This is a genomic window from Lysinibacillus sp. FW301-JW8, from assembly GCF_058788755.1.
Map to the genome: position 1 here is coordinate 1,944 of NZ_JBYTBB010000014.1, position 24,913 is coordinate 26,856.

23 protein-coding genes are annotated in these 24,913 nt (G+C 38.0%); all 23 read left to right on the forward strand.

From position 1 onward, the window contains the following. The first annotated feature begins 422 nt into the window (after positions 1 to 422). The 23 genes from AC3WOM_RS07885 (at position 423) to glyA (ending at position 24,901) form a co-directional block, all read left to right on the forward strand. Complete coding sequence (locus AC3WOM_RS07885) at positions 423 to 1,277, forward strand: class II fructose-bisphosphate aldolase (RefSeq protein ID WP_427539859.1); 855 nt, start codon at positions 423 to 425, stop codon at positions 1,275 to 1,277. A gap of 203 nt (positions 1,278 to 1,480) precedes the next feature. Next, positions 1,481 to 2,131: a fructose-6-phosphate aldolase gene (gene fsa / locus AC3WOM_RS07890; RefSeq protein ID WP_427539862.1), complete on the forward strand. Its 651-nt coding sequence runs from the start codon at positions 1,481 to 1,483 to the stop codon at positions 2,129 to 2,131. A gap of 60 nt (positions 2,132 to 2,191) precedes the next feature. Then, positions 2,192 to 3,478: a UDP-N-acetylglucosamine 1-carboxyvinyltransferase gene (gene murA / locus AC3WOM_RS07895; protein ID WP_427539865.1), complete on the forward strand. Its 1,287-nt coding sequence runs from the start codon at positions 2,192 to 2,194 to the stop codon at positions 3,476 to 3,478. Positions 3,479 to 3,573: 95 nt separating this feature from the next. Then, the gene (gene glpX, locus AC3WOM_RS07900; protein WP_427539868.1) at positions 3,574 to 4,533 is read left to right on the forward strand and encodes a class II fructose-bisphosphatase; all 960 of its coding nucleotides are present in this window, start codon (positions 3,574 to 3,576) and stop codon (positions 4,531 to 4,533) included. Between the two features lie 256 nt (positions 4,534 to 4,789). Further along, positions 4,790 to 6,073 carry a transcription termination factor Rho gene (rho, locus tag AC3WOM_RS07905; RefSeq protein WP_492446033.1) on the forward strand — a complete coding sequence of 428 codons (1,284 nt, stop codon included), beginning with the start codon at positions 4,790 to 4,792 and terminating at the stop codon, positions 6,071 to 6,073. A gap of 201 nt (positions 6,074 to 6,274) precedes the next feature. After that, on the forward strand, positions 6,275 to 8,155 hold the full coding sequence (locus AC3WOM_RS07910) for an AraC family transcriptional regulator (protein ID WP_427539873.1): 1,881 nt from the start codon (positions 6,275 to 6,277) through the stop codon (positions 8,153 to 8,155). A 221-nt stretch (positions 8,156 to 8,376) separates the two neighbouring features. Then, on the forward strand, positions 8,377 to 10,101 hold the full coding sequence (locus AC3WOM_RS07915) for an ABC transporter ATP-binding protein (RefSeq protein ID WP_427539876.1): 1,725 nt from the start codon (positions 8,377 to 8,379) through the stop codon (positions 10,099 to 10,101). 114 nt (positions 10,102 to 10,215) lie between these two features. Next, the gene (locus AC3WOM_RS07920; protein WP_427539879.1) at positions 10,216 to 11,010 is read left to right on the forward strand and encodes an ABC transporter ATP-binding protein; all 795 of its coding nucleotides are present in this window, start codon (positions 10,216 to 10,218) and stop codon (positions 11,008 to 11,010) included. A gap of 254 nt (positions 11,011 to 11,264) precedes the next feature. Next, on the forward strand, positions 11,265 to 12,320 hold the full coding sequence (locus tag AC3WOM_RS07925) for a FecCD family ABC transporter permease (protein ID WP_492446036.1): 1,056 nt from the start codon (positions 11,265 to 11,267) through the stop codon (positions 12,318 to 12,320). Beyond that, a complete protein-coding gene (locus AC3WOM_RS07930) occupies positions 12,317 to 13,354 on the forward strand; it encodes a FecCD family ABC transporter permease (protein WP_427539885.1) in 1,038 nt (345 codons plus the stop codon). The genes AC3WOM_RS07925 and AC3WOM_RS07930 overlap by 4 nt, the downstream gene beginning before the upstream one ends. 63 nt (positions 13,355 to 13,417) lie before the next feature. Then, complete coding sequence (locus AC3WOM_RS07935; RefSeq protein WP_492446126.1) at positions 13,418 to 14,467, forward strand: NAD(P)/FAD-dependent oxidoreductase; 1,050 nt, start codon at positions 13,418 to 13,420, stop codon at positions 14,465 to 14,467. Positions 14,468 to 14,628: 161 nt separating this feature from the next. Next, entirely contained in the window at positions 14,629 to 14,832 is a 204-nt protein-coding gene (gene rpmE / locus AC3WOM_RS07940) for a 50S ribosomal protein L31 (protein WP_004269457.1), read from the forward strand. A gap of 120 nt (positions 14,833 to 14,952) precedes the next feature. After that, entirely contained in the window at positions 14,953 to 15,525 is a 573-nt protein-coding gene (locus AC3WOM_RS07945) for a thymidine kinase (protein WP_427539888.1), read from the forward strand. A gap of 375 nt (positions 15,526 to 15,900) precedes the next feature. Next, the gene (prfA, locus tag AC3WOM_RS07950; protein WP_427539891.1) at positions 15,901 to 16,977 is read left to right on the forward strand and encodes a peptide chain release factor 1; all 1,077 of its coding nucleotides are present in this window, start codon (positions 15,901 to 15,903) and stop codon (positions 16,975 to 16,977) included. Next, on the forward strand, positions 16,964 to 17,824 hold the full coding sequence (gene prmC, locus AC3WOM_RS07955) for a peptide chain release factor N(5)-glutamine methyltransferase (protein ID WP_492446039.1): 861 nt from the start codon (positions 16,964 to 16,966) through the stop codon (positions 17,822 to 17,824). Before prfA ends, prmC begins: the two co-directional genes overlap by 14 nt. Positions 17,825 to 17,868: 44 nt before the next feature. Then, the gene (locus AC3WOM_RS07960; protein WP_427539897.1) at positions 17,869 to 18,450 is read left to right on the forward strand and encodes a stage II sporulation protein R; all 582 of its coding nucleotides are present in this window, start codon (positions 17,869 to 17,871) and stop codon (positions 18,448 to 18,450) included. 101 nt (positions 18,451 to 18,551) lie between these two features. Next, positions 18,552 to 19,586: an L-threonylcarbamoyladenylate synthase gene (locus AC3WOM_RS07965; RefSeq protein WP_492446041.1), complete on the forward strand. Its 1,035-nt coding sequence runs from the start codon at positions 18,552 to 18,554 to the stop codon at positions 19,584 to 19,586. 169 nt (positions 19,587 to 19,755) lie between these two features. Then, positions 19,756 to 20,253: a manganese efflux pump MntP gene (locus AC3WOM_RS07970; protein ID WP_492446043.1), complete on the forward strand. Its 498-nt coding sequence runs from the start codon at positions 19,756 to 19,758 to the stop codon at positions 20,251 to 20,253. A 27-nt stretch (positions 20,254 to 20,280) separates the two neighbouring features. After that, a complete protein-coding gene (locus AC3WOM_RS07975; RefSeq protein WP_427539906.1) occupies positions 20,281 to 20,721 on the forward strand; it encodes a low molecular weight protein arginine phosphatase in 441 nt (146 codons plus the stop codon). Positions 20,722 to 20,729: 8 nt separating this feature from the next. Continuing rightward, entirely contained in the window at positions 20,730 to 22,013 is a 1,284-nt protein-coding gene (locus AC3WOM_RS07980; RefSeq protein ID WP_427539909.1) for a methyl-accepting chemotaxis protein, read from the forward strand. Between the two features lie 531 nt (positions 22,014 to 22,544). Next, on the forward strand, positions 22,545 to 22,982 hold the full coding sequence (rpiB, locus tag AC3WOM_RS07985) for a ribose 5-phosphate isomerase B (protein WP_492446045.1): 438 nt from the start codon (positions 22,545 to 22,547) through the stop codon (positions 22,980 to 22,982). 73 nt (positions 22,983 to 23,055) lie between these two features. Next, on the forward strand, positions 23,056 to 23,598 hold the full coding sequence (locus AC3WOM_RS07990; protein ID WP_492446046.1) for a TIGR01440 family protein: 543 nt from the start codon (positions 23,056 to 23,058) through the stop codon (positions 23,596 to 23,598). A gap of 61 nt (positions 23,599 to 23,659) precedes the next feature. Further along, positions 23,660 to 24,901 carry a serine hydroxymethyltransferase gene (gene glyA / locus AC3WOM_RS07995; RefSeq protein ID WP_492446048.1) on the forward strand — a complete coding sequence of 414 codons (1,242 nt, stop codon included), beginning with the start codon at positions 23,660 to 23,662 and terminating at the stop codon, positions 24,899 to 24,901. Positions 24,902 to 24,913 lie beyond the last annotated feature (12 nt).

The window sequence follows — 24,913 nt, forward strand, 5'->3', positions numbered from 1 at the left end:
ATAACAGCCCCTGCTATACAGGGGAGAGAACCTTCGTTACGTTGCACTGCACTGCGGTGGCACTGCCGCTACGTTGCCCTGCGCTTTCGTGCAGAAAATAACAGCCCCTGCTATACAGGGGAGAGAACCTTCGTTACGTTGCACTGCACTGCGGTGGCACTGCCGCTACGTTGCACTCCGCTTTCGTGCAGAAAACAGACGCTGTCGCTACGTTGCACTGCGCTATCGCGTAGAAAATAACAGCCCCTGCTTTTCAGGGGAAAGAACCTACGTTGCGTTGCACTACACTACGGTGTCACTGTCGCTTCGCTTTCGTGCAGAAAACAAAGTAACCTGAAATGCTTTTCAGGTTACTTTGTTTTTGCTATGATTAAATAGCATATTTATGTAGAAAGAATAGTCCTAAGAGGAGGATTTTTAGTATGGCATTAGTATCTATGAAAGAGATGTTAATTAAAGCAAAAGCAGAAGGTTATGCGGTTGGTCAATTCAACATTAACAACCTTGAGTGGACTCAAGCAATTTTACAAGCAGCAGAAGAAGAAAAATCTCCAGTTATTCTAGGTGTTTCTGAAGGCGCAGGTAAATATATGGGTGGATTTATCTCCGTTGTACACATGGTAAAGGGATTAATGGAATCTTACGGTACAACAGTTCCAGTAGCAATCCACCTTGATCATGGTTCAAGCTTTGAAAAGTGTAAGGAAGCTATTGATGCTGGATTCACTTCGGTTATGATTGATGCTTCACATCATCCATTTGAAGAAAATATTGAGATTACATCAAAAGTGGTTGAATATGCACATTCAAAAGGTGTTTCTGTTGAAGCTGAGCTTGGAACAGTAGGTGGTGATGAGGATGGTGTCATCGGCGGAATCATGTATGCTGATCCAGAGGAATGCCGTAAAATGGTTGAGTTAACAGATATCGATTGTCTAGCACCAGCACTTGGTTCAGTACATGGTCCTTACAAAGGTGAACCAAACTTAGGCTTCAAGGAAATGGAGGAAATCTCTAAGCTAGCTGATCTTCCATTAGTTTTACATGGTGGTACAGGTATCCCTACAAAAGATATTCAACGCTCCATTTCATTAGGTACAGCAAAAATTAACGTCAATACTGAAAATCAAATTTCTGCAACAAAAGTAATCCGCGAAATTCTTGATAACGATAAAGTTGTTTATGACCCTCGTAAATTCCTTGGGCCAGCTCGTGAAGCGATTAAAGCAACTGTTATTGGGAAAATTCGTGAATTTGGCAGTGCACAAAAAGCATAATTTTTGCATCTAATATGTTACAAAAACATAGATAAATACACATAATATAAGAGAAGTGTTGATGCAACTATCGACCTTCTCTTGTTTTTGAAATCATGGTTTTTTGGTAAAAATTCAATTATATGGCTCGCGATGACAATAGACACTATAGAAATCACTACATTTTGATGTCGAGCCTAAACAGTGATCAGGAGGAAATAATTATGAAATTTTTCATCGATACAGCAAACTTTGAAGAGATTAAAGAAGCACATGCATGGGGGATTTTATCTGGAGTTACAACAAATCCATCATTAGTGGCTAAAGAAGAGAATGTTTCTTTCCATGATCGACTTCGTGAAATTGCAGAGCTTGTAGATGGCTCGGTAAGTGGGGAGGTCATTGCGCTAGATGCAGAAGGTATGATCAAAGAAGGCTTAGAATTGGCTGCTATTGCCCCAAATATTACAGTTAAGCTTCCGATGACACCTGCTGGATTAGAAGCATGTCGCTATTTTGCTGACAAAGGTATTAAAACGAACGTAACATTAATTTTTAGTGCAAATCAAGCATTAATGGCTGCTCGCGCAGGTGCTACATATGTATCACCATTCATTGGCCGCCTTGATGATATTGGACAAAATGGTGTAGAACTAATCGAAACAATTGCTGATATTTTCACTATTCATAATATCGAAACGCAAATCATTGCTGCATCTGTTCGTCATCCTCAGCATGTCACAGCAGCAGCACTTGCAGGTGCACATATTTCCACTACTCCTTATAAAGTATTAAAGCAACTTTTTCACCATCCATTAACGGAAAAAGGAATTGAAGGATTTTTAGCGGATTGGAATAAGAGAAAAGGCGAATAATAAGATTATAGAGTGAGCCAATCGCAAAAATTACTTTCCAATCATGAGGGAGAACGCAAAATGGATGTTTATAAAATTACAGGCGAAAATCGTCTAAAGGGTACAATTAAAGTTAGTGGTGCAAAAAATAGTGCAGTCGCCTTAATTCCAGCATCAATTTTGGCGAACTCTCCAGTGACAATTGGAGGGATACCAGAAATTTCAGATGCATGGACATTGAAGGCTTTATTAGAGGAAATTGGTGGGGAAGTTACATTTGAGGATGGTAAAATGACCATTGATCCAACTGATATGATTGCCCTTCCATTACCAAATGGCAATGTAAAAAAGCTTCGTGCTTCTTATTACCTGATGGGAGCTATGCTTGGACGCTTTAAAAAAGCTGTCATTGGTTTACCTGGTGGTTGCTTCTTAGGACCACGCCCAATAGACCAACATATAAAAGGCTTTGAGGCATTAGGAGCAAGGATTACAAATGAGCATGGAGCTATCTATTTACGTGCAGATGAATTAGTTGGTGCAAAAATATATCTAGATGTTGCAAGTGTAGGTGCAACGATAAATATTATGTTGGCTGCTGTCCTTGCAAAAGGGCGTACAGTTATTGAAAATGCAGCTAAAGAACCTGAGATAATTGATGTGGCGACACTGCTAACGAATATGGGTGCCAATATTAAAGGTGCAGGTACAAGTGTTATTCGGATTGATGGTGTTGAGGAGCTTCATGGTACGGAACATACAATTATTCCAGATCGAATTGAAGCGGCTACTTTTATGATTATGGCCGCGGCTGTTGGTGAGGGCATTACTATCGACAACGTGATTCCATTGCATTTAGAGGCAATCATTGCCAAGCTACGTGAAATGGGTGTCAAGATTGACATTGGAGAGGAAAGTATCTTTGTTCCTAAAACTGACCTCAATACGTTACATGCAGTTGATGTAAAAACATTAGTGTATCCCGGATTTCCAACAGATATTCAGCAGCCACTTGCTGTTTTAATGTCTCAGACATTCGGCTCCTCAAAGGTAACAGATACAATCTATACAGCTCGATTTAAGCATATTGATGAACTTCGTCGTATGAATGCCAATGCCCGTGTAGAGGGCAATACAGCTATTATCACAGGTCCTAGTAGATTACATGGCTCAACTGTAACTGCCACAGATCTTCGTGCAGGTGCTGCGCTCGTATTAGCGGGTCTTTTAGCTGAAGGTGAAACAGAAATTCAAGAGATCTATCATATTGAACGTGGTTATAGCTCACTTATTGAAAAATTACGTGATTTAGGCGCTGATATTCGACGTGAAACAATCGTAGCACGTGTAGCAGAGGCAAAGGAATAATGAGAGCTAAAAGTTTTAAACCAAATATGTTACAATAGAGATAATTTGAATGTTTCGGCGAAAGATTTATGCCGATAACGGGAGGCAAAACAATCATGGAACGTAGTTTATCGATGGAAGTAGTGCGAGTAACAGAGGCAGCAGCAATAGCATCCGGGAAATGGATGGGTCGCGGTTTGAAAATTGAGGCAGATGATGCAGCAACGACTGCGATGCGCGCCATGTTCGATACAATTCCAATGCATGCTACAGTAGTAATAGGCGAAGGCGAAATGGACGAAGCGCCAATGCTTTATATTGGTGAGGAACTTGGCTTACGTAATGGAGGTCCTCAAGTAGATATTGCGGTTGATCCATTAGAAGGTACAAATATTGTGGCTAAAGGTACAAATGGTGCTATGACAGTACTAGCCATTGCTGATAAAGGTAATTTGTTAAATGCACCTGATATGTATATGGAGAAAATTGCCGTAGGACCAGAATCAGCTGGTAAAGTTGATATTAACGCTTCTGTTACTTATAATTTATTACAAGTAGCTAAAGCTAAAAATAAAGATATTTCAGACGTGGTTGCTACTCTTTTAGATCGACCTCGCCACCAAGCAATAGTAGACGAGATTCGAGAAGCGGGTGCACGTATTAAATTTATTCAAGATGGTGATGTAGGGGCTGCAATTAATACTGCTTTTGATGAGACAGGTATTGATATCATGTTTGGTACAGGCGGTGCCCCTGAGGGTGTTATTGCAGCTGTTGCATTAAAATGTCTAGGTGGAGACTTCCAAGCGAAGCTAGTACCAGAAGACGAAGAACAGTTAGAGCGTTGCAAACATATGGGTGTTGACGTAGATAAAGTGCTATACTTAGATGACCTAGTTAAAGGTGACGATGCTATTTTTGCGGCAACAGCAGTAACAGATTGTGAGCTGTTAAAGGGTGTTCAGTATAAAGGAGCCTATGCTTTAACGCATTCAGTTGTTATGCGAGCTAAATCAGGAACTGTGCGTTTTGTAGAAGGTCGTCACGCACTTGATAAAAAACCTAGCTATAAATAAAATTATCTTCTAAAATATACCTAGTGCATCTTTTGCGCTAGGTACCTTCTTCTAAATTTAAACCATCCCTTAGTTTCATAAGGCTATGTTATACTTCAGTGTCTTGCACTTGAAGTAATATCCGTAGTTTTGATTTTAGTAAAAGAACGCTGATAGCTATGGAAAATTTAACTTTATAACAAAGCCTTTCGTAAAAATAACTTCCATGATAACCCCATTAAAGTATTATATTTTGAAAAAGACTGGAGTTGTGCATATGTCTGCATTGACAATCGCTCAATTAGAAAACATGACGTTAAAAGAGCTTTACGCCCTTGCACGCCAATACAAAATTTCATATTATAGCAAGCTAACGAAAAAAGAATTAATATTTGCTATTTTGAAAACGCGTTCAGAGCAAGAGGGCTACTTCTTTATGGAAGGCGTACTTGAAATTGTTTCGCAAGAAGGCTTTGGCTTCCTTCGACCAATTAATTACTCTCCAAGTAAAGAGGATATTTATATTTCGGCATCACAAATTCGTCGCTTTGACCTACGTAATGGGGACAAGGTGTCGGGTAAGGTACGTCCTCCAAAAGAAAATGAACGCTATTACGGGCTATTACAAGTGGATGCGGTGAATGGTGAAGATCCTGAAGTAGCAAAAGAACGTGTGCATTTCCCTGCACTCACACCATTATATCCCGATCGACAAATTAAACTTGAGACAACACAACGTAATTTATCGACGCGTATTATGGATTTAGTGGCACCTGTAGGCTTTGGTCAGCGTGGATTAATCGTCGCACCACCAAAAGCAGGGAAAACATCATTATTAAAAGAAATAGCCAATGCCATTACAACCAATTATCCAGAAGCTGAGTTAATTGTTTTACTTATCGATGAGCGTCCTGAGGAAGTTACAGATATTGAACGTTCTGTGAATGCAGATGTCGTAAGCTCTACTTTTGATGAGGTTCCTGAAAATCATGTGAAAGTTGCTGAAATAGTATTAGAACGAGCACGTCGTTTAGTTGAACATAAGCGTGATGTTATTATTTTAATGGACTCCATTACTCGTTTAGCACGAGCTTATAACTTAGTCATTCCGCCAAGTGGTCGAACATTATCAGGGGGAATTGATCCTGCTGCCTTCCATAGACCAAAACGCTTCTTTGGTTCTGCACGTAACATTGAAGAAGGCGGTAGCTTAACAATTTTAGCAACAGCTTTAGTAGATACTGGATCTCGAATGGATGAGGTAATCTACGAGGAATTTAAAGGGACAGGTAATTTAGAGCTTCATCTAGATCGTCAATTAGCAGAGCGACGAATTTTCCCTGCGCTGGATATACGTCGTTCAGGTACTCGAAAAGAAGAGCTTCTTCTTGCGCCTGAACAGCTTGAAAAGCTATGGGCAATTCGTAAAACATTCTCAGACGCTCCTGATTTTGCAGAGCGCTTCTTAAAGAAATTACGAACAACCAAATCAAATGAAGAATTCTTTGAAAAATTAAATGAAGATATGAAAAAGGCTACTAAAGGTAAAGGGTTACTATAAAGAGAAACTGCAACCTGTTGGTCATCCTTCATAGATTGTTAGTTATACAAATCATCATTAACTAGAAATAGTTGATGGTGATTTTTTTTTTGCAAACAAATAATAAGAAATGTGTATTTTTTATATATGATATATGTATTGAAATTGATAATCGTTATCAATATAATGATAGCATATAATTCTAAATTTGAGGAGAAAGATATGAATTATGAGGCCTATATGCTTCTATGGCAAAATGCATATATCAAGCTAAAGCAAATTGATTATGTACAGAATACTTCTGTACGAACAACAAAAGTATTGAAATATAGCACATTATTAATAATTACTGAGGGTGCTGCAGAAATTTTGATTGATGATCAACCTTATTTTGTACAGAGCTTTACTATTTTTCATATAGGAAAATCCCAATCCCTACATATCACGGCAGATAAATTGAGTTATTATCTCATCTACTATAGAGGGGATATAGTTTACTCAGATACATTTATGCAGCATTTACAGATGAAATACCAACCATTCCAAACGATTCTTACCTGTGTACCAGCAAATCCTATCGCTATTCATACTGTACTGCAAGATATGTATATCAAATGGCAGTCGGGTTCTATTCAAGAGCATCTATCAGTAAAGGCTTCCTTTTATGGGCTCATTTATCGTGTTTTTCAAGAGCTTGTTGAGGGATATGGGAAGCCACACGAAATTGATAAAGCGGAAGCAGCTCGTCTATATATTGAGCAACATATTAATGAACCATTATCAATTCAAAAGCTAGCTGATTTACTTAACATTAGTACACGGCATTTATTACGAATTTTTAAGGCCCGTTTTGAAGTTGGTCCTCAAGTTTATTTACAGCAATTGAGAATAGAGCAAGCAAAAAAGTATCTTCTTACCAATCAATTTAGTATTAAAGAAATCGCTATTTCATTAGGATTTGAGGATGAATATTATTTTAGTCGAGCTTTTAAAAAGGTGACAAACATGGCTCCAAGTAATTATAGGCTGAATTATCCATCCAATATGTCCGAAATCACCATTACAATTGAGAACAGTTTTCAATACAATGAGAATCAGCTAGCGCAAGCAAATCGGTTCAAAAATGAAGTAATGATAACAAATAGAATCCAACAACTAAAGCTGCCATTTTTGCTTAAATTATTCGTTTTATTTTCGGCATGTGGTGAGAAGGATAGTATACACCAGACCAGCAGACTTTCAATAAAAAAAGCGATGACAAGAACAGTCATAGATGATAGTGGGCGTGAGGTAGTCATACCAGTGAAGGCTGAACGTATTGTTACAGACTGGTACCTTGGTCAAATTCTAGCGTTAGATGTTGTGCCAGTAGGAGCTGTAACAGCAAATTTAGATTTTGCAGCATTTTTGAAACCATATTACAAAGATGAAGATATTTTAAATATTGGAACAGATGGTAATGTTTCGATTGAAAAGATAGTTGAAATAAAGCCTGATTTAATCGTTACGTGGAATTCAGAAGATGTAGGAAAGTATGAAAAAATTGCACCAACTATAGTATTTTCTGAGACAGCCCATAAAACGGCTGCTGATGAAATTAAGGCAATGGGTGAATATTTAGGAAGACAGCAAGAAGCAGATGCCTTTATCAAAAATTTCGAGAATCGGATAACTAAGGCACAAGAAAAAATAAATGCTGTTGTATCAGAAGAATCCACGTTTACTATATTTGATTTATTCGCAAAGAAAGCCACAGTTGTGGGAAATAAAAGTGTGTCTGGCGGAAGGGCATTATATCAAATTCTTGGAGTAAAACCTCAGGAAAAGGTACAAAATCTTTTCGATACTAAAGACCCTAGTCGTGGACGTTATGAAATCTCCTATGAAGTTGTGGGAGACTATGTTGGGGATTATGTTTTTGTGATAAATTTCTTCAATAAAGAAGGAAAGTTTCCATCAACTTGGACCGATCTAGATGTTGTAAAGAATAGGCAAACAATTCAGTTAGCATCAGAATATTATTTTGCCTCTGATCCACTTTCTGGATTACATCAAGCTGAAGATATAGCTGACAAAATTATGAAGTTTACACTAGCAAAATAATTATTGGGGTTCTACTGATAGTTAGAAATTTTATATACCATTTATGCGGAATAATTTGATGACAAAAAATTAGGGAGGTGGGCTACCTGTTTTAATCAGGTAGCTTATTTACTAGATTTTATTATAAATGAAATTGATAATCATTATCGTTTGAGTTACAATTATCTTTACTTAATGATCCTTTGGTAGCTTGCGGACATTAAAAATAGGAGGATGCATCCATGTTATTACAACGTTTCTTTTCTTATTACAAACCATACAAGGGATTATTTATACTAGATTTTTCCTGCGCAATTTTGGTAGCACTCATAGAGTTAGCCTTTCCAATAGTGCTAAACAAGGTAATCGATGATATTCTTCCTGATGGAGAATTAAAGTGGATTATTATGGCAAGTTCTTTGCTGTTTGGGCTCTATATTTTAAATTCTATTCTGCATTTTATTGTTTCTTATTGGGGACATATGCTAGGCATTAATATTGAAACGGATATGCGAAGGGAAGCTTTCAGTCATGTACAGAAGCTGTCATTCCGATATTTTGATAACAATAAAACAGGGCATCTCGTTTCACGACTAACAAATGATTTAATGGATATCGGGGAGCTAGCCCATCACGGACCAGAAGATATATTCATTGCTATTATGACAATAATTGGGACGTTTGGCGTTATGTTTTATATAGATCCGACCTTTACTATTCTTATATTCTTGCTTGTGCCAATTATTTTAATCTTAACTATTGTTTTTGGAAAGCTTATGTCAAAGGCATTTCGTCAAATGTTTGGAGATATTGCTGATTTTAATGCACGTGTTGAAAATAATGTTAGTGGCATTCGTGTTGTACAAGCCTTCACAAATGAAGAGCATGAAATTAATCGCTTTAAGGTGAATAATGAAAGATTCCGTATGACGAAGTTATTTTCTTATAAAGTAATGGCCTGGAATGAAGCAATCTCAGGAATTTTAACAAAGGTTTTATCATTATTCACTTTGTTCATAGGCGCGTATTTTGTGTTAAATGGCAATTTAACAAATGGTGAATTTATAGCATTCATATTGTTATCTGGTATTCTTTTAGGCCCTATTAATAAAATTAATATGTTTATTGAAAGCTATCCTAAAGGCATGGCAGGCTTTAAGCGATATATTGATTTTCTTGAAACAGATCCGGAAATTGCTGATCGTCCACAAGCGAAGGCAATTAAGGACATTGAAGGAGAAATTACATTTAACAATGTATCTTTTGGCTATACAGAGGACAAGAGAGCTTTAAACCAAATTAATTTAAAGGTTCATCCTGGTGAAACGGTTGCACTTGTTGGTCCATCAGGCGCTGGCAAATCAACAATCTGTAGTCTGCTACCACGTTTTTACGAGGTGAGTGAAGGGTCTATTAAAGTTGATGGAACAGATATAAGAGATTTCAAGCTTCACTCACTACGCTCTCACATTGGGATTGTACAGCAGGATGTATTTTTATTTGATGGCACAATAAGCGAGAACATTGCTTATGGTGATTTAAATGCAAGTGAAGAAGACATATGGTATGCAGCACGACGAGCACAACTAGAAGATGTTATCAAAGCCTTACCAGAAGGAATGGATACATTGATAGGTGAGCGCGGTGTGAAATTATCTGGTGGACAGAAGCAAAGATTATCAATTGCCCGGATCTTCCTAAAAAATCCTAAAATATTGATTTTGGACGAGGCAACATCAGCCTTAGATACAGAAACAGAGCAAGCGATTCAACAAGCATTAAACGAGCTATCAGTTGGGCGTACAACCCTAGTGATTGCCCATCGTTTAGCAACCATTAAGGATGCCGATCGTATCGTCGTTGTGTCGAAGAAGGGCATTATTGAAGAAGGTACACACGATGAATTGATGAATAGCAAAAAAGCATACTATGGACTGTATACAGCACAATTCGGTTTACAAATATAAGATTCATATTGAAGAAATGACTTATCTATCATTTCTTCAATATTTATGTTTAATCATGAAAAAACAGTATGTTTAGAATTTAAAACCTTAAAACTTAAAGGAGAGAAATTTGATATGGCAGTCCTTGAAATAGAACACGTTGCTATTGGTTATTCTTCTACTTTAATTGTAGATGATTTAAGTGTAGAAATTCCAAAAGGGCAAATTTCAACAATTATAGGTCCAAATGGATGTGGGAAATCTACTTTATTAAAGGCTGTAGCACGTATGCTCAGAACACAAAACGGCGCAGTTTATTTGGACGGGAAGGCAATTCATCAGTTAAAAACTAAGGAAGTTGCGAAAAGGATGGCAATTTTGCCTCAAACTGCAACAGCACCAGGAGGTTTAACTGTTTTTGAATTAGTATCCTATGGTCGTTTCCCACATCAAACAGGTTTTGGCACTCTACGCAAAGAGGATTATGAATATATTCATTGGGCAATAGATGTTACTGGTTTACGTGAATTTAGTGATCGTCCAATTGAAGCCTTGTCTGGAGGACAGCGTCAACGTGTTTGGATTGCCATGGCATTGGCACAAGGGACTGATATCCTTGTATTGGATGAGCCAACTACTTATTTAGATTTAGCACATCAACTAGATATTCTGCTGCTATTACAAAAGCTGAATAGAGAAGAGGGACGTACAATTGTGATGGTATTACATGATTTAAACCATGCATCCCGTTTTTCTCATTTTATGATAGCGATGAGAAATGGACAATTAATTGTAAATGGAAGTCCTGATGAAGTCATGACTAAAGAAAATCTACAAAAAGTATTTAGTATTGATGCAGAAATGGCTACTTGTCCTTTTAGTGAAAATCCTATTTGTCTGTCTTACCAACTATATGGAAGAGATGAGTAGTATTCAGTTTTTAGAATTCCAGCAGGAAGGAATAGTAGGATTTATCTTGATTCAGCAGAATACTCCCACCTCTATAGGTGGCGAGATGAATGCGGTTTTGTTTTTTTCTATTTAGCGGGCGTACAAACCCTGCTGAATCAAGATAAAGCCCCAGGCGGATGTCAACGGATTTTGAAGAGGAGCTTTTCGAGTGAGCTCGAAAAAATCCGGACGCAATTACGCTGGGGCGTAATTGATCTTTAAGGAGGAAACACATGGCTACGTCAGCTGAAGGAGTAGAAGGACTCGAAAAATTAGAGGCGCTGCAAAAACGTTCTCATCCAATACGTGCTGTAGTGGCGCTTGTTTTAGGTCTTGTGGGACTAGTATTTGCAATAGCTTTATCAATATCTTTTGGAGCGGCAGATATTTCGCTAAGTACTGTATGGAAGGCAGTTTTTAATTTTTCATCTGATTTAACTGAACATCAAATTATTCATGAAATACGTTTGCCACGAGTATTAGGGGCTGCATTAGTAGGTGCATGTTTTGCAGTTTCTGGGGCTATTATGCAAGGAATGACACGCAATCCATTAGCAGATTCAGGCTTGTTAGGATTAAACGCTGGTGCAGCATTTATGCTTGCAGTCTGCTTTGCATTTTTTCCAGGCTTATCATATATGTATATCATTATGTGGTCATTTTTAGGTGCCGGATTAGGGGTAGCTATTGTTTATGGAGTCGGTTCCATTGCAAAAGGTGGCTTAACACCAATGAGACTAGTACTTGCAGGGGCAGCAGTAAGTGCACTCTTAGGAGCATTAGGAGAAGGAATTGCGCTTTATTTTCGTATTGGACAAGATTTAGCCTTTTGGTATGCAGGTGGTGTTTCAGGGACTAAGTGGAGTCATCTGCAAATCATGGGTCCCTGGATACTTGTAGCTATGATTGGTGCACTTATTCTGTCACGTTCAATTACGTTATTAAGTTTAGGAGAGGAAATTGCAATTGGCTTGGGACAGCGTACAGGAGTCATTAAAGTATGGGGTATGATTATCGTGCTTGTTTTAGCGGGTGCGGCTGTTTCTGTTGTCGGTGCAGTTGGCTTTGTAGGATTAATTGTTCCGCATTTAACAAGATACATAGTAGGACATGATTATCGTTGGATTATTTCCTGTTCAGTAGTATATGGTGCACTACTTGTTGTGCTGGCTGATTTTATTGCCCGTATCATCAATCCTCCATATGAGTCGCCTATTGGAGCATTAATTGCCTTTATTGGTGTACCGTTCTTCCTATACTTAGCACGTAAAGGAGGAAAAGAACTTTGAATCATAATAGTTATTTAACCGCTAGTCAACAAAAGACAAGGAAAAAAAATCTTTTCGTTTTAAGCATCTTAACTATATTAATTATTATTACTTTTATTATCAGTATGAATACAGGGGTCATTAAACTAACACCTATGGAGGTTCTACGTACTCTATTTGGTCAGGGTGATGCACAGCAGCAGCTTATTTTATTTGAATTTAGACTTCCACGTATTGTCATTGCTGTGTTAGTGGGAATGGGGTTAGCGATCTCAGGAGCTATCTTACAAGGAATTTCAAGGAATGCTTTGGCAGACCCTGGTATTCTTGGTATCAATGCTGGTGCCGGACTTGCTGTAATGTTATTTATTTCCTTCTTTCCGGCAACGGCAGCAGCCCCCGTTTTCCTGCTTCCAGTATTAGCCTTTGTTGGATCAGGTATGACGGCAATTCTTATCTATGCACTTTCTTATAAACGTCATGAAGGAATCACACCGATGCGCTTACTTCTTACAGGGATTGCTGTAGCAGCAGGTATTAGTTCAGCAATGATTGTACTGACGCTTCGCCTTTCACCTGAAAATTATCAATTTGTGGCAACTTGGCTTGCAGGTAGTATTTGGGGCTCGAATTGGAAGTTTGTTTTATCATTATTGCCTTGGCTCGTTGTATTGCTTCCTTTTGTTTATACAAAGTCACGTGTATTAAATGTCTTGAATTTAGGTGAATTAACCGCTGTTGGTTTAGGTGCTTCGATTGAAAAGGAACGTCGCTGGCTATTAGCGGCATCTGTCGGTTTAGCAGGAGCAAGTGTTTCAGTCAGCGGAGGAATTGGCTTTGTTGGGTTAATTGCGCCACATTTAGCAAGACAACTTGTAGGGGCAAAATATCAAATTTTACTTCCTGCCTCAGCATTAGTTGGCGGTTTACTTGTACTAATGGCAGATACGATTGGCCGATCCTTACTTGAACCTTCTGAAATACCAGCAGGGATAGTTGTTGCTGTTTTAGGAGCACCATACTTCTTATACTTATTAGCTCGATTAAAACAGTAAATATATAGAAGCTAGTTAACTAGATAAAAATAAGAGTAAATTGGAATGGAGGATTATAGAGAAATGAAGGAAGAACTGTATGATGTGACGATTGTTGGTGGTGGTCCGGCAGGGCTCTATACGGCTTTTTATAGTGGAATGCGGGATTTAAAGACGAAGATTATTGAATATAGCTCTCAGCTTGGGGGCCGTATGTTAATCTATCCTGAGAAAATGATATGGGATGTCGGTGGCGTACCGCCAATTTTAGGTGGCCAGCTAATTGAGCATTTAATAGAACAGGCGAAAACATTTGATCCAACCATTGTGTTCAATCAGAAAGTTGAGCATTTAGAAAGACAAAATGATGGTACATTCATTTTGACGTCATCAACAGGTGAAAAGCATTATTCGAAAACAGTTATTTTAGCAGTTGGATACGGTGTTCTTTCCATGCAAAAGCTTGAAATAGAGGGTGCTGATAAATATGAAGTAACGAATTTGCATTATACTGTGCAGGAACTAGAGATATTCCGCAATAAACATGTTTTAATTTCTGGTGGTGGTAATTCTGCCGTGGATTGGGCAAATGAGTTAGAGCCAATTGCTGCCAGTGTAACTGTTGTTCATCGACGTGATGAATTTGGTGGACACGAAAAAAGTGTCTTAAAAATGCGTGAATCCTCAGTATGTTTAAAAACACCATATGAAGTAGTTCAGCTACATGGAGATGGTGAATTAATTCAATCTGTTTCGATAGAAAATAAAGAAACTGGCGAAATTGAACGTATCGAATTAGATTCAATCATTGTGAATCATGGCTTAAAATGTGACTACGGTGCACTAGAAAAATGGGGATTAAGCATTGAGGATGGCGTTGCGATTGTCAATGAAAAACGTGAAACGAACATTGAAGGAATTTATGGAGCAGGCGATTTTGTAGATCATCCTAGTAAGGTTCGATATATAGCAGGTGCATTTACGGATGGTATATTAGCGTTAAATAGTGCAAAGCTGTATTTAGACCCAGATGCACCAAAAGTCGCGTATGTTTCATCTCACAATATTCGCTTTAAAGAACGTAATAAAAAAATAGGTTTGGTGGATAATGATTATCGTGAAGTACAAGGATAATTATATAAGATAAATTTTTTTGCTTGAAATATTTTTTAAGGATATGCTATACTTCAAAAGTATGCAACGTGTACATATTTAGCCGACATATTCGGGCTATGTAAGGTACAGTTCGATAATACTCTGTTCCAGATGGTTCAGGGCGAGAGGAGAAAACGAATATGAAACAAGGAATTCATCCAGACTACAAAGAAGCAACAGTAACTTGCTCTTGTGGGAATACTTTCAAAACTGGTTCAGTAAAAGAAAACATCGTTGTCGAGTTCTGCAACGAATGTCACCCATTCTATACTGGCCGTCAAAAATTCGCGTCTGCTGATGGTCGCGTGGATCGTTTCAACAAAAAATACGGTCTTAAAAACTAATGTTAGTTTAATACCTGCCAAGCATGTGCTTGGCAGGTATTTTTTTCAGTATATGAATGAACACGTTGATGCAAGTCTTTTCAAGAATCTGGATCGACTAGAAGAAAGGGAGAAGACAACATGGCACAGCTATATTTTAAGCATGGCGCAATGAATAGTGGAAAGTCCATCGAAATTTTGAAAGTTGCGCATAACTATGAAGAACAACAAAAACCTGTCATGATATTTACATCAGGCTTAGATACACGAGATGAAGTGGGTTTTGTTTCAAGTAGAGTAGGCTTACGTCAAGAAGCTATACCTGTTTATGATGATACAAACATATTTGAGCTCGTGGAAAAAAATGCAGTAAAACCATACTGTGTACTTGTTGATGAAGTACAATTTTTAAAAAAGGCACATGTTTTACAGTTAGCAAATATTGTGGATGAATTAGACATTCCTGTTATGGGCTTTGGTTTGAAAAATGATTTTCAAAATGAGTTATTTGAAGGCAGTCAGTACATGCTTACATATGCAGATAAAATTGAAGAAATGAAAACCATTTGCTGGTTCTGCCATAAAAAAGCAACGATGAATTTACGTGTTGATGAAAGTGGAAAGCCTGTGTATACAGGTGATCAAATTCAAATTGGTGGTAATGATTCCTACTATCCAGTTTGCCGAAAATGTCACGCGCATCCACCACTATAACACACCCAAGCTGAGAGCTAAGAAAAAGTAGCATACATGCGAAAATTTCCTTATACTAAGTAGTGGAAATCAATTGTGCCCCAGCAATTTGAGTCTGAATTTTTTGAGCGACTATCTGGGAGCTTTATTTTGATTTAGTCGAGGTTTGTACGTTCGCTGAATAGGGAAAAAATCACAGCCATTTATAGGGGCGGAAGTATTCTGTACCTGACGCTTTGCTATCGGTACAAAACATTTGCTGCTGTCGCTACGCTTTCGCACAGTATAAATTTGCTGAATCAAGATAAAGTATGTTCATTAAGCTAAAATGTATTAAGTTTCTTTTTGACAAGAGAAAAGAAGAAACTTCTAAAAAACTAAATAGAGGTGAAATCCATGTTTGATCGATTACAGGCAGTAGAGGATCGTTATGAAAGGCTAACAGAGCTTTTAAGTGATCCTGATATTGTGAATGATAATAAAAAATTACGTGAATTTTCCAAAGAGCAATCAGATATCCAGGAAACTGTAGATACTTATCGAGAATATAAAAATGTAAAAGAGCAAATAACTGATGCGCGTGAAATGCTAGATAGCGAAAAAGATCCTGATATGCATGAAATGGTGAAAGAGGAATTTAATCTATTAAAAGCACAGCAGGAAGAACTTGAAGAACGTTTACGTATCTTACTAATTCCAAAAGACCCGAACGATAATAAAAACGTTATTATGGAAATTCGTGGTGCAGCAGGTGGGGATGAGGCGAATATTTTTGCGGGAGATTTATTCCGTATGTATTCTCGCTATGCGGAGACACAAAGCTGGAAAATTGATATTATGGAGGCTACTCCAAACCCTATGGGTGGTTATAAAGAAGTGATCTTTATGATTAATGGACAAGGTGCTTATTCCAAATTCAAATTTGAAAATGGAGCCCACCGTGTACAACGTGTCCCTGCTACAGAATCACAGGGCCGTATCCATACATCAACGGCAACAGTAGCATGTTTACCTGAGGTAGAAGAAGTAGACGTTGAAATTCATGAAAAAGATATTCGCGTAGATACATTCGCATCCTCTGGTGCAGGTGGTCAATCCGTTAATACAACGATGTCTGCAGTTCGTATGACCCATTTACCAACAGGTGTTGTAGTATCGATGCAGGATGAGCGTTCTCAAATTAAAAACCGTGAAAAAGCGATGAAGATTCTCCGTGCTCGTGTTGCTGATATGTATATGCAAGAAGCACAAAAGGAAATCGATATCACACGTAAATCTGCTGTAGGTTCAGGCGATCGCTCTGAGCGTATTCGCACTTACAATTATCCACAAAACCGTGTAACAGACCACCGTATTGGATTAACAATTCAAAAGCTAGATCAAATCGTCGAAGGTAGACTTGACGAAATTATTGATGCCCTTATTTTAGAGGAGCAAGCATCCAAGTTAGAGCGTTTAAATGATGATCTATAAAAATGTGATGGAGGCCCTTGCATGGGCTTCTTCTTTTTTAGTGGATAATGGTCGAGAGGAAACGGCAGCACGTATTGTGATGCAGCATATTATAGGAACTAGTTACTCAGAAGTAATGCTGCATCTTCAGGATTTGCTAACAATAGAACAACAAGTGAAATTTAAGAAGCTTATTGAGGAGCATGCGAGTGGTCGCCCTGTGCAGTATTGTGTTGGCAGTGAAGAATTTTATGGACGCTCATTTATTGTGGATGAATCAGTGTTAATTCCTAGACCTGAAACAGAGGAGTTAGTACTTGGAACAATTAATCGCTTAGACAAACTCTTTAATCAACAAACAGTAAAGCTAGTTGATATTGGAACAGGTAGTGGAGCAATTGCTATTTCTATGAAGCTCGAATGTCCAGAGCTTTCAGTGGTAGCTACTGATTTATCTGAGAAGGCACTTATAACTGCACAAAAAAATGCTGAAAATCTAGCAGCTACTATTGATTTCAGATTGGGTGATTTAACAGCACCCCTTATAGGCGAACGATTCGATGTCGTTTTATCCAATCCTCCTTATATTGCCTTTGATGAAGCAAAGGAGATGTCGAGCATTGTGCTAGAGCATGAACCACATAGTGCCCTTTTTGCGGAGGAAGAGGGACTTATTTTATATAGAAAGCTGGCTGAACAACTACCAGCCATTATGAATAAACCTGCACTTATCGGACTAGAGATTGGTTATACACAGGGGGAGCAGGTCGCTAAGTTCTTTAAAGATAGTTTTCCACAGTCTACAATATCAATAGAAAAAGATATTAATGGTAGACCTCGAATGATTTTTTGTGAAATACATGTATAAAGTATCTCCTTCTTGCCAACAATGTTGAGCAAGGAGGGATTTTTATGTTAAATGAATACAAGATTATTAGATTACCTAAACAGAATATTTTACTAGCTTTTGCTAGACTAGTATTAATAGCTATTGTTTTACAACTATGTATTTTATATATTCCATCATTAGTAGGATTTGCTAAGGAAAATACGAATCAACAACAAGAACAAGATTTTCGTATAAGAGTAATTGCAAATAGTAATACGGCACAGGATCAGCTTGAAAAAGAGCTTCTTGTCAAAGATTTAAAACAATATTTTATGCAAGCAACTGCTGCTACAATTGTGGATAATGAGCAAATACAGTTATTAAAGAGGGAAATTGAAGCACAAATAAATAAAAATTATCCACAGCTTGATACACAAGTTCAGCTTGGGGATAATTTATTTCCACCTAAGAGACAGAATGCTGTTCTCTATCCACAAAACATGTATCATTCAATTGTTGTGAAGATTGGGAATGCACGAGGGGATAACTGGTGGTGTAGCATATTCCCATCAATTTGTGAACCAGACAAGGACGAAGAGCCAGAAGAAGAAAAGGAAGAGGTTACATTTTTTATCTGGGAATGGCTAAAAGGTTTTTTTGAATAAATTGTGCACAAATTCAGATAACTTATACACAATTTCAATAAAGTTATTAACAATATGTGGATAATTCAGTGAAAATGAATAATTGAAGGAAGGTTTTAATCATGGAAACCGTTTACAAGGTTGTGGACAGTAATGTGAATAGTCAGATAAATTATACACAGGCTGTGGATATCTTAAATGCAGGGGAGGTAGTGGCTTTTCCAACAGAAACGGTATATGGTTTGGGTGCGGTTGCAACAAATGACGAGGCAGTTAAAAAAATATTTGAAGCAAAAGGTCGCCCTTCAGATAATCCATTAATCGTCCACATCGGTACGAAAGAGGAAGTTGAGCTTTATATTGAACATATTCCAGAAGTAGCTAAAACATGTATGGAGCTATTCTGGCCTGGGCCACTGACACTTGTTATGCAAGTAAAGCCAAATATGCTGGCAAAAAGTGTGACAGCCGGGCTTGATACTGTGGGTATTCGTATGCCAGATCATCCAGTTGCGCTCTCATTACTTCAACAATTAAAAAAACCACTCGCTGCACCTAGCGCTAATCGCAGTGGAAAGCCAAGCCCTACGGAAGCAATTCATGTTCAGGATGATTTGGGTGGGTACATACCTTATATTTTAGATGGTGGTTCTACAGGAATCGGGTTAGAATCCACAGTATTGGATGTTACACATGAGCCACCAGTTATTTTACGTCCAGGTGGAATTACAAAGGAAATGCTAGAGGTTGAGATTGGTCCGGTTATTCAGCCAACCAAAAATGAGCAAAACTTAGTATCTACACCAAAAGCGCCTGGTATGAAGTATACGCACTATGCTCCGAATGCCCCTGTATTATTAATTGACTGTGATGTGGAGAAAGTGAAGAAGGCTGTACAGCAATTACAAGAACAAGGGCAAAAGGTTGCACTGCTTGCCCCTGATAACTTTAGGGGCATCAAGGCAGATTTCTATTTCTCGATCGGGGCAGCACATCGTAAAGAAGAAATGGGTGCTACATTGTACCATGCATTAAGAGCATGCGATAAAACAGCTGGTACCATTATATTAGCAACTACTACTTCATCTGAAGGGGTGGGTGCCGCAATTATGAATCGATTAGAAAAGGCTTCTGGTGGGAAATGGTACACACCTTAAAAATGAATGAATAAGTATGCTAGTTATTATTTCTGGCATGCTTATTTTTTTTGTAGATGAATAGATAGAAATGTATCTTTATACAAGGAAATATCTATTAAATAATGATGATAATACTGTATTTTCGAGCATAAAATGATAAAATATTAGTGAGAGAAGGAGTGCTTTCTTGCAGGTCATACTTGCAGGTATCTTAACGTCTATTGATGTAATTGGTCTATATGTCTTAATTCCAAATATCCGACATAAACTCTTTTTGTCAGTGTGGACGGCTGCTTTGCATATGCTATTCCCGTTATTGGGCTTTGAATTAGGGAGCTATTTAGCTAATTTCCTGTTAGAATGGGGACAATGGATTTCAAGTATTTTATTATTTGGGATTGGAATACATTTACTTCTGTTTTCACATAAGAATGAAAAAGTAACGATTTCACCGATACTTTTAGCTGTGACTGCAAGCCTAGATACCTTTTCAGTAAGTGTTTCTTTTGGTATGCTAAACTTAGAGGAAAAATTATTTATTGTTAGTGCAGGTGCAAGTGCCCTTATTTGCTCTTACGGGTCTTTAGTCATTGCTAATAAAAGTCAGGTATTTTTAGGTAGTAAGATTCAAATTATTGCAGGTATTATTTTTATCATAATGAGTATTTTAGCTATTCAACAATAGAAGAAAATAGAATGGAAGGTGATAAGTGTGAAAATACTATTTGTTTGTACCGGGAATACTTGTCGCAGTCCAATGGCAGAGGCTATTTTAAAACATCAACAGATTGCTAATGTTGAAGTTCAATCAGCAGGTATTTTTGCGATGCCTTATGCAGAAATGTCCGCACATGCGCAACAAGTATTAAATGAAGCGAATATGATACATCGACATTCAGCTACACAGCTTTCCATTACTGAAATAGAATGGGCAGATTTAATTTTAACAATGACAACAACTCATAAAGATACAATCATTACTCAATATCCAAATACAGAACACAAGGTTTTTACTTTTAAAGAATATATAATCGAAGGTAGTATGGAAAATGTTGTAGATCCTTATGGTGGAAGTAAAGAAATATATGAAGCAACATTTGTAGAATTGAAAGAATTGGTAGAACGATTAGTAAAAAAACTTGAAAAGAATTGAGGGTCGCTATGAATAAACAGTTTGGATTACGTCTTAAACTAGCACTATTTGTCGGTATTCTTGCACTAATCACCTACAGTATTAGCTTTATATTCATCGAATTTTTACAGCCTACCTTCTTTCCAGAGATTAATCGTAAACTGTTTGAAATTGTTACTTATCTACTAGGTATTGTGTGGTCAGGTATTTTGGCTTGGGTATTCTGTGGAGTCTTAATCAAACCATTACAGCAGCTAGAATTATCAGCATCACGTGTAGCAGAAGGAAAAATAGGGCAAGATGTAGAATTGCCGAAAACAAATGATGAGATTCGTTCTGTTGCAGAGGCATTCCAGCAAATGGTATTAAACTTACGACAAATGGTTGAAAGTATAGATCATAATTTCCAGCAAACAAATCAATCGATTATTCAATTATCCGATGAGGCAGCTATTGCTACGAAAAAAGCAGAAGGTATTGCCTCTACGGTAAAGCACATTTCTACAGGGGCAGAGGCCTCTGCTATAGCAGTACAGGATACAGCTGAAGCCATTGAAGATGTACGAGCGCTTGCCACAGAAGTAAATAGTAGAGCTGAAGCATCGGCAACGCAAACTAAAGAGATTTTACATAATCTTGCAAATACGACAATGGCCATTGAAACGCTAGTTAATAGTATTCAACAAATCGCTACTGGTAACAATGAAGCATTAGAGAGCATTAAAGCCTTAGAAGATAATGCTGGACAAGTGGAGCGTATCATTAGTTTAGTAGGTGATATTGCAGCACAGACAAATTTACTAGCATTAAATGCTTCTATTGAGGCAGCCCGTGCTGGTGAGCATGGTAAAGGCTTTGCTGTTGTTGCTGAAGAGGTTCGTGGTTTGGCTGATGAAAGCGCCAAAGCGGTACAAGGAATTACAAGTTTAATTCAATCCATGCAGCAAAATGTGGAGATTGTTGTTAAACAAATGAATCAACAAGTGGCTTTTGCAACGAAGGAAGCTGCCCGTGTGTCAGAAACAACAACAGCAGTAGAGGGGATGTCTTCGAGTGTGCATGGGATGGCCACAGCTATTGTAGAAATATCTTCACTAATAGAGCAGCAAATGCACAATATTGAAACAACAGCTCGTCAATCTCAAGAAGTTGCTGCTATTGCGCAAGAAACGTCAGCGGGGGCACAGGAGGTTCGCGGGGCAGCGGAAGAGCAAGCATATGCTATTGAACAGGTGGAGCAATTAGCACAGGGCTTAAAGAAGCAATCGGAAGAACTGCATAAAATGATTCAACAATTTGATAGACAAGCATAGATGAGATTTTAGACTGTAGTTCAACTCGGGTGAGTATCGAGTTTGCTACAGTTTTTTTTATTATGGCTTGAAAGTGAAGGATAGAACAGCAAAAGTAGTGGATAGAATTGTCAAAGTGATGGATAGAATGGCGAAAGTAATGGATAGATTAATATAAAGTGTCGAAGTGAACATCAAACCAAGGAGGCATTACATTATGCCGTGCTCACATTGAATACAGGACCGTTCTTTATTGTTAACTTTAGTAATACATAGGAAACATACTAATATAGTATGTCCACTGTAATTAAAAAGGTAAAAAAACTATAGAAGATAGAATATTACAACAAAGGACTGGTATCCGAATTTAGAAGAATAATATTCTAGTTTTCTTTGAAAAAATGACTTTAAAAGTGAATAATTTTAAAGTAGTTTACAATAAATGTTCGTCTTTCAAGAGAAATCAGCATAAAAATGCAAGAAAAATCATGTTATTCTTGTGATAGAAGTGGTACACTAGTGTTGACTATAAATTCGAAATGAGGGAACCCAGTGAGAATAGCAATTTCTTCTGATCACGGAGGCAATAACTTACGTCGTGAGATTATGCAGCTGTTAGATGAGCTAAATATTAGCTACGAAGATTTTGGTCCACAATCTGCGGATTCAGTAGACTATCCTGATTATGCAAAACCAGTCTCAGAAGGTGTTGCTAGCGGGGAATTTGATAAAGGTATTTTAATTTGTGGCACAGGTATTGGTATGTCCATCGCTGCAAATAAAGTGAAGGGAATTCGTTGTGCTTTAGTGCATGATGTATTTAGCGCAAAGGCAACACGTTGCCACAATGACTCAAATGTTTTGGCTATGGGAGAACGTGTGATAGGTCCTGGTCTTGCACGTGAAATTGTTCAAACATGGCTTGAAACAGAGTTTGAGGGTGGGCGCCATGCTCGCCGTATTGAAAAAATTAGTGAACTTGAACAATAATGAAAGCTAATTATTACACATGACACTTGTTTATGTGTGATTTCTAATTAGATATCTAAAGGAGCTGAGCATAGTGGTTATACAACAAGTACGGACACATTTGACTCAGTTGCTCAGTGAATTTGAAGAGCAGGTAACCTTACGACCAAATACTATTTTTGTCGTAGGCTGCTCAACATCTGAAGTGATTGGTCAGAAAATTGGCACAGCGGGTGCACTTGAAATTGCAGAGGCGATATTCGAGCCTCTTCAAGCATTTGCAAAGAAACATCAGCTGCATTTAGCATTCCAAGGCTGTGAACATATTAATCGCGCTATTACAATGGAAGCAACAATCGCAGACCGTTTAGGCTATGAACCAGTATCTGTGGTTCCCGTTCGGACAGCAGGTGGCTCAATGTCTGCTTATGCCTATACACAATTTGACAATCCAGTTGTTGTGGAAACAGTGCAGGCTAGTGCAGGAATTGATATAGGTCAAACATTAATTGGTATGCATTTAAAGGCAGTAGCTGTCCCAGTTCGTACATCGGTGCGAATGGTAGGAGAAGCGGTTGTAACAATTGCTACAACACGTCCGAAGCTAATTGGCGGAGAACGTGCGGTATATAAATAATATTACCTCTCTTTTATAGTGGTAAATATAAATAATGATCATACTAGGAGGCTTTTCAAACATGGCATTCGAAAAATTAGCAGTACAAGACAAAGCAGTTTTAGAGGGAATCCTTGCAGAAAAAAAACGTCAACAAGCAAATATTGAGTTAATCGCATCAGAGAACTTTGTTTCTGAAGCTGTAATGGAAGCACAGGGATCTGTTCTAACAAATAAATATGCTGAGGGTTATCCAGGTAAACGTTATTATGGTGGTTGTGAACATGTAGACGTGGTAGAGGATATTGCACGTGACCGTGTAAAAGAAATCTTTGGCGCAGAATATGCAAACGTGCAGCCACATTCTGGTGCACAAGCAAACATGGCAGTATACCACACAATTTTAGAGCCAGGTGACACAGTTCTAGGTATGAACCTTTCTCATGGCGGTCACTTAACACACGGATCTCCTGTAAACTTCTCAGGTATTCTATACAATTTCGTAGAATATGGTGTAACAAAAGATACTCAAGTAATTGATTATGAAGATGTACGTCAAAAAGCTTTAGAACATAAACCAAAATTAATTGTTGCAGGTGCATCAGCTTATCCGCGTGAAATTGATTTTTCAAAGTTCCGTGAAATCGCAGACGAAGTAGGAGCATACTTTATGGTTGATATGGCACATATCGCTGGTTTAGTAGCTGCTGGAGAACATCAATCACCAGTGCCATACGCTGATTTTGTGACATCGACAACACATAAAACATTACGTGGTCCACGTGGTGGTTTAATCCTTGCCTCGAAAGAATGGGAGCAAAAGCTAAACAAATCTGTATTCCCAGGCATTCAAGGCGGTCCTTTAATGCATGTTATCGCTGCAAAAGCAGTAGCATTCGGTGAAGCTTTACAGCCAGAATTTAAAGAATATGCAAAACAAATTAAAGCGAATGCCAAAGCATTAGGCGAAGTATTAGTGGCTGAAGGTGTTGAAATTGTATCTGGCGGTACAGATAACCATCTATTACTTCTTAATGTGAAATCCCTTGGCTTAACAGGTAAAGTAGCAGAGCATGCACTTGATGAAGTTGGGATTACAACAAATAAAAATACAATCCCTTACGATACAGAATCTCCATTTGTTACTTCTGGTATCCGTATTGGTACACCTGCTGTTACATCACGTGGTTTCAAAGAGGAAGACATGAAAGAAGTTGGCGCTATTATTGCAGCAGTTCTAAAAAATCCAGAGGATGAAGCTGTGAAAGCTGAAGCGAAAGCTCGTGTTAAAGCTCTAACTGACAAACATCCTTTATACGCATAATTATTAATCGGG

Bases quoted from the DNA above. Each gene is read 5' to 3' on its own strand.
- AC3WOM_RS07945 (WP_427539888.1), top strand. From the start codon at position 14,953: ATGGCACAGCTATATTTTAAGCATGGCGCAATGAATAGTGGAAAGTCC.
- glyA (WP_492446048.1), top strand. From the start codon at position 23,660: ATGGCATTCGAAAAATTAGCAGTACAAGACAAAGCAGTTTTAGAGGGA.
- AC3WOM_RS07920 (WP_427539879.1), top strand. From the start codon at position 10,216: ATGGCAGTCCTTGAAATAGAACACGTTGCTATTGGTTATTCTTCTACT.
- AC3WOM_RS07925 (WP_492446036.1), top strand. From the start codon at position 11,265: ATGGCTACGTCAGCTGAAGGAGTAGAAGGACTCGAAAAATTAGAGGCG.
- murA (WP_427539865.1), top strand. From the start codon at position 2,192: ATGGATGTTTATAAAATTACAGGCGAAAATCGTCTAAAGGGTACAATT.
- fsa (WP_427539862.1), top strand. From the start codon at position 1,481: ATGAAATTTTTCATCGATACAGCAAACTTTGAAGAGATTAAAGAAGCA.
- prmC (WP_492446039.1), top strand. From the start codon at position 16,964: ATGATGATCTATAAAAATGTGATGGAGGCCCTTGCATGGGCTTCTTCT.
- AC3WOM_RS07885 (WP_427539859.1), top strand. From the start codon at position 423: ATGGCATTAGTATCTATGAAAGAGATGTTAATTAAAGCAAAAGCAGAA.
- AC3WOM_RS07965 (WP_492446041.1), top strand. From the start codon at position 18,552: ATGGAAACCGTTTACAAGGTTGTGGACAGTAATGTGAATAGTCAGATA.
- AC3WOM_RS07980 (WP_427539909.1), top strand. From the start codon at position 20,730: ATGAATAAACAGTTTGGATTACGTCTTAAACTAGCACTATTTGTCGGT.
- AC3WOM_RS07910 (WP_427539873.1), top strand. From the start codon at position 6,275: ATGAATTATGAGGCCTATATGCTTCTATGGCAAAATGCATATATCAAG.
- rpmE (WP_004269457.1), top strand. From the start codon at position 14,629: ATGAAACAAGGAATTCATCCAGACTACAAAGAAGCAACAGTAACTTGC.
- glpX (WP_427539868.1), top strand. From the start codon at position 3,574: ATGGAACGTAGTTTATCGATGGAAGTAGTGCGAGTAACAGAGGCAGCA.
- rho (WP_492446033.1), top strand. From the start codon at position 4,790: ATGTCTGCATTGACAATCGCTCAATTAGAAAACATGACGTTAAAAGAG.
- AC3WOM_RS07960 (WP_427539897.1), top strand. From the start codon at position 17,869: ATGTTAAATGAATACAAGATTATTAGATTACCTAAACAGAATATTTTA.
- AC3WOM_RS07915 (WP_427539876.1), top strand. From the start codon at position 8,377: ATGTTATTACAACGTTTCTTTTCTTATTACAAACCATACAAGGGATTA.
- AC3WOM_RS07935 (WP_492446126.1), top strand. From the start codon at position 13,418: ATGAAGGAAGAACTGTATGATGTGACGATTGTTGGTGGTGGTCCGGCA.
- prfA (WP_427539891.1), top strand. From the start codon at position 15,901: ATGTTTGATCGATTACAGGCAGTAGAGGATCGTTATGAAAGGCTAACA.